This window comes from Tritonibacter litoralis, assembly GCF_009496005.1.
Lineage (GTDB): Bacteria > Pseudomonadota > Alphaproteobacteria > Rhodobacterales > Rhodobacteraceae > Epibacterium > Epibacterium litoralis.
Window position 1 is genome coordinate 1 of the sequence record NZ_WIBF01000035.1, and the last position, 4,108, is coordinate 4,108.

Genomic DNA, 4,108 nt, shown 5'->3' on the forward strand with positions numbered 1-4,108 from the left:
GCCACGAGCGCCCCCGCAATGCTGTCGATCCCTGCAAGGATAGCGGCGGAAAGCGCGTTGAACTGCACCCAATTGGTCGCAAATATTCCGATCAACCCGATCTTGACTGCGAGCCAAAAGGCCGTGCGCCCGTCCATCGCCTTATACTGGTAGATCATGTTCAGGAAGACGAGGATCACCACCAGAGTTGTTCCCAGCACCAGAAGCGTGCCGACTGTCGCCGCGACCGACCCGAACTGGGTTTCCGCCGCGGTGTCGAGGTAGCCCTGGGAGGTTTCAACGAAGTAGGTGACGACGCTCATCTGGGATCAGCCTCACCAGTTACCTGCGGCTTCGCAGATCGCTTTGGCCGCGAGGCGAACGTCGTTGGCACGACTGTTGTAGGCGTCCGAGGCTTCCAGCATTTCCCATCGTTCGTCGCTGGCGTATCTCTCCCGAAATACCGCTTCTGCAGCGTCCCAGGACGGGAACCGGGTCGCGCAGTCGCAGTTGCCGATCTCAACGACCCGCTCGAGATTCTGGGCGCGATAGATGTCCTGAACCAGAACCCGCTGATAGGCTTGGCGCAGGGGGATCTCATGCATCCAGGCAGGCTCGGTGGGCCGGTCTGCACAGACGTCGAAGCTGCGATCGAGGGTCGGCACCATATTGCGCTCTGCCAAGGCGGGGACAGCCAGTAGGCTCACGGCCAGCGCGATTAGCGCAAGAGTTAGCCGCGCCGAATTCATGCCTTTGCCTCGGCCGCAGTCGTTTCCCGCTTCAAAAATACCGTGTAGCCAACGTTAGCGTATTCCGATGAAGTGAACGACACGACTTCCCATCCCTCTGCGCCTCGGGCATTCAGAACGTTTTTCATCTCAAATTCACCTGTCTTGCGGCTCATCGGGAAGGTCAGGATGTCATATTCAAAGGTCTTCATTGGGAAGCTCCGATCTCGGTTGCGCCGGGGAGGTAGAATTCAGTGATGCCGCGTTTGCCGTCGTGGCGACCGGCCTGGATGATTACGTCGATGGAGTTCTCGATGTACTGGATCATGTCGGCATAGGTCATGGGGATCTCGGTCTTGAGCGCGGCGATGGCCAGACGCTGCACGGCAAGTTGCGGGGTTTCTGCGTGCAGCGTGGTCATTGAGCCGCCATGGCCAGTGTTGATCGCCTCGAGGAAGGTCATGGCCTCCTTGCCGCGCACCTCGCCCAGGATGATCCGGTCGGGGCGCATGCGCAACGTTGCGGTGAGCAGCACATCGGCGGTCTGGAACTCCGCATCGCGATTGGCGATGAGGGTCACGGCATTGGGCTGGGTCGGCAGAAGCTCGGCGGCTTCCTCGATGGTGACGATGCGTTCCTCGGATGGCACGTGCGAGAGGATCTTGCGCGCAGCCACGGTCTTGCCGGTGGAGGTGCCGCCAGAGACGATCATGTTAAGCTTGTTGTCGACGCAAAAGGCCAGCGCATCGTCGATCACGCCCGCGGCCACAACGTCGCGCAGTTCCCGCGTCTTCTCGAGACGCAGTTCTTCGAGCTTGCGTTCTTTGCCATACAGAAAGTCGAGCGCGATGCCATCGAGCGGCAGGCTTGAAAAAAACCGAAGGCTGATCGACATCGCCGAGAGCACGGCAGGCGGGGTGATGACCTGTGCCCGGATCGGGCGGCCCTTGTAGGTGATCGAGACCGAGACGATCGGGCGGTCTTTGCTCATTGTGGTGTTGGCGGAGGAGGCGATCTGGTTGCCGAGGTCCTTCACTTCCGTTGCGGTTAGCTGCCGTTCCAGTTCTCGCATGGAGTGATCGCCCTGGAACTCGCCCCAGCAGCTGCCATCGGGGTTGATGCAGATCTCGATGACATCGTCGCGAGCGGCGGCGTCGATCCTGTCGAGGGAGGTTTCGAGATAGCTCAGCGACATGGACTCAGAATATCTCCAGATCGCGGTCGACCATCACCGTGACGCGGGCCCCTTGGTCGACATAGATGACGGGGCCGATGGAGAGGTAGTCGCCTATGACGCTGTCCGTGGCATCGGCCAGATCATCGCCCACGTCTTCGAGCACGTCCGCGGCGGTCTCATCCTGGACGTTTGCAGCAGCAGCGCTTGGCGCGGCGGAGATCAGCGATATCAACGCCGCTGAGCCGAAACGCTCATCGAAGCGCGTGTCGACAAAGCCGGTCACGCCGGAGCGGCCCAATTCGTCACCCCCGAAAGAGCTGATCTGGATCGTCTGGTTGTCGGGTAGCATGATCCGGTCCCAGGCGATGGTGACCCGGCGCTGCGCGATATCGACCCCCGAACGATAGCGCCCGATGAGACGGGCCCCGCGCGGGATAAGGAGGCGCGCGCCATCGACGCTGTAGACATCCTCGGACACCACGGCACGGGTCTGGCCGGGCAGGGAGCTGTCAAGGGCAGTTTCCATGACGGCCTGAATCATTGTGCCCTGGATGATGGTGTTGGACGGGTTGGCGATGACTTCTGCCTGCGTCACGGACGTGGGCAGTGCGCCGTTCAGCACGAAATCCGTCACGTCCCCGAAGGTGCGTTTGGTCAGTGCCGTCTCATTCGCACCGGATGCACCTCCAAAAGCGATCGTCGGCGAGGTGATGCGGCGCTCCTGGAATGCGCGTTCCTCAGCCGCGCGGCGTTCGAGTTCCGCCAGCCGCCGTGCTTCCTCCTCGCGGCGGAGCCGTTCTTCTTCCCGCGCGCGCAGTTCGTCTTCGGTTGGGCCGATGGGTGCGGGCAGGGGGCGGTTGGCCTCAAGCTGCGCGAGTTCGAGATCCATCCGGAGTTGCTCCAGTTCGCGGTCGCGCGCCGTAAGCTCATCGCGAAACTGCTGTTGCGCGGCTTCCGACGCAGCTTGCAGGGCGGCTATCTGCGCTGTCAGCGCATCAATGGCTTCAGCGGCTGCGGTATCTTCCTCTACTACCGGTTCGGGCGCGCTGCGCAATTCTTCGATCTGGGCCTGAAGGGCGGCGAGTTGCGCTAAAAGCTCGGCGTTCGGTTCCACCGGTTCAGGTGCGACCAGAACGACTTCGGGCTCCGGTGGAGGGAGGGTTTCGATGGCACCGAACCCGTCGCCTTCGTTCTGGAACACGTCTGGCGTGGCCGTAGGCAGAGCTTCTTCTTCCTCGGGTTGGGACAGGAGATAGAGCAATGCACCGCCGGCACCGATCACGAGGACGACGACCAGTGCGAGCAGCGGTGGGCGCCGTGGGGCAGGGGGCGAACCTGCGCCTTTGCCTTGCTCGAGAGCAGCGAGGCGTTTCTCGAGGTCCGCGTTTCCGGTGTCGCTCATGATCCGACCCCCGCCGTTGGTGTGGCCTCGATACAGACCACCTCCTCCCCAATCCGCAGCACCCATTGCCTGTTCACCCCGGAGACCCGGATCACGCCGTCCTCGGTCGCTTGCGTGTTGGCCGTCCGTTCTCGGCCATTGGCGTAGCGAAAGATTGCGGGCACCGGCGCGTTCCGCGGGAACTCGAAATACGTGAAGGTCCCATCATCCCAGACGCGCGTCGGGGTGAACTCGGTGCGCGCACTGGCACCGTAATTGTGGTTAGGGGCTTGGGCCGCGATGGCACGTGTGGGCCGTGCATTGTCTTTCGGATAGCGGAACTGCACCACGTAGAAGGTTGGGCTGCGGACCTCCTGGACGTTGAAGTAATAGCTGCGGCGGTTGGTATAGACGGTCACATTGGTATGGACGCCGCGCGCGACGGGCTTGATCGCGAAGGCTTGGCCACCCGGCACGCCGTCGATTTCAAAACCCTCCGTGTCGCCCGCGATAATCGAGCGGATGCTTTCGCCCTCGCTGAACTCGATGGTGGTGACATGGGTGAGCGAGACGCTGAGGCGGTAGACCTGGCCTTCTTGGTAGGTGGCCAGCCGCACGCGGCTGTCGTTGGGACCGCCACGCGGGATGGCTTCGGCAGAGGCGAGGAATGGCAGTAAGGCAAATAGGCCAGCAACAAAGAACTTACTGATCAAACTAATTCTCCAATCTGTCGGAGCGGATGGAATATTCGAGGACCGTGAAGCCGAAGGGGTTGGTCCAGACCTCATCGATGGAGCGGCGGGTCTCGGGACGGAACTCGAAGAGAAGCGTGGCGGTGAAGAG

At 62.0% G+C, this 4,108-nt stretch carries 7 protein-coding genes; all 7 read right to left on the reverse strand.

What is annotated here, in order from left to right; all coding sequences use genetic code 11:
• Nucleotides 1–302: type IV secretion system protein (locus GFB49_RS20760; RefSeq protein WP_194269440.1), on the reverse strand; the 302-nt coding region annotated here is incomplete at its 3' end.
• A 12-nt stretch (nt 303–314) separates the two neighbouring features.
• Complete coding sequence (locus GFB49_RS20765) at nt 315–728, reverse strand: hypothetical protein (protein WP_035252576.1); 414 nt, start codon at nt 726–728, stop codon at nt 315–317.
• Nucleotides 725–919 carry a DUF4177 domain-containing protein gene (locus tag GFB49_RS20770; RefSeq protein WP_035252579.1) on the reverse strand — a complete coding sequence of 65 codons (195 nt, stop codon included), beginning with the start codon at nt 917–919 and terminating at the stop codon, nt 725–727. Before GFB49_RS20770 ends, GFB49_RS20765 begins: the two co-directional genes overlap by 4 nt.
• Nucleotides 916–1,902 carry an ATPase, T2SS/T4P/T4SS family gene (locus tag GFB49_RS20775; RefSeq protein ID WP_035252582.1) on the reverse strand — a complete coding sequence of 329 codons (987 nt, stop codon included), beginning with the start codon at nt 1,900–1,902 and terminating at the stop codon, nt 916–918. The genes GFB49_RS20770 and GFB49_RS20775 overlap by 4 nt, the downstream gene beginning before the upstream one ends.
• A gap of 4 nt (nt 1,903–1,906) precedes the next feature.
• A complete protein-coding gene (locus GFB49_RS20780) occupies nt 1,907–3,286 on the reverse strand; it encodes a TraB/TrbI/VirB10 family type IV secretion system protein (protein WP_035252585.1) in 1,380 nt (459 codons plus the stop codon).
• Nucleotides 3,283–3,978, reverse strand: a complete 696-nt coding sequence (locus GFB49_RS20785; RefSeq protein WP_153218161.1) for a TrbG/VirB9 family P-type conjugative transfer protein — start codon at nt 3,976–3,978, stop codon at nt 3,283–3,285. Before GFB49_RS20785 ends, GFB49_RS20780 begins: the two co-directional genes overlap by 4 nt.
• Before the next feature lies 1 nt (nt 3,979).
• Nucleotides 3,980–4,108: VirB8/TrbF family protein (locus tag GFB49_RS20790; RefSeq protein ID WP_214644994.1), on the reverse strand; the 129-nt coding region annotated here is incomplete at its 5' end.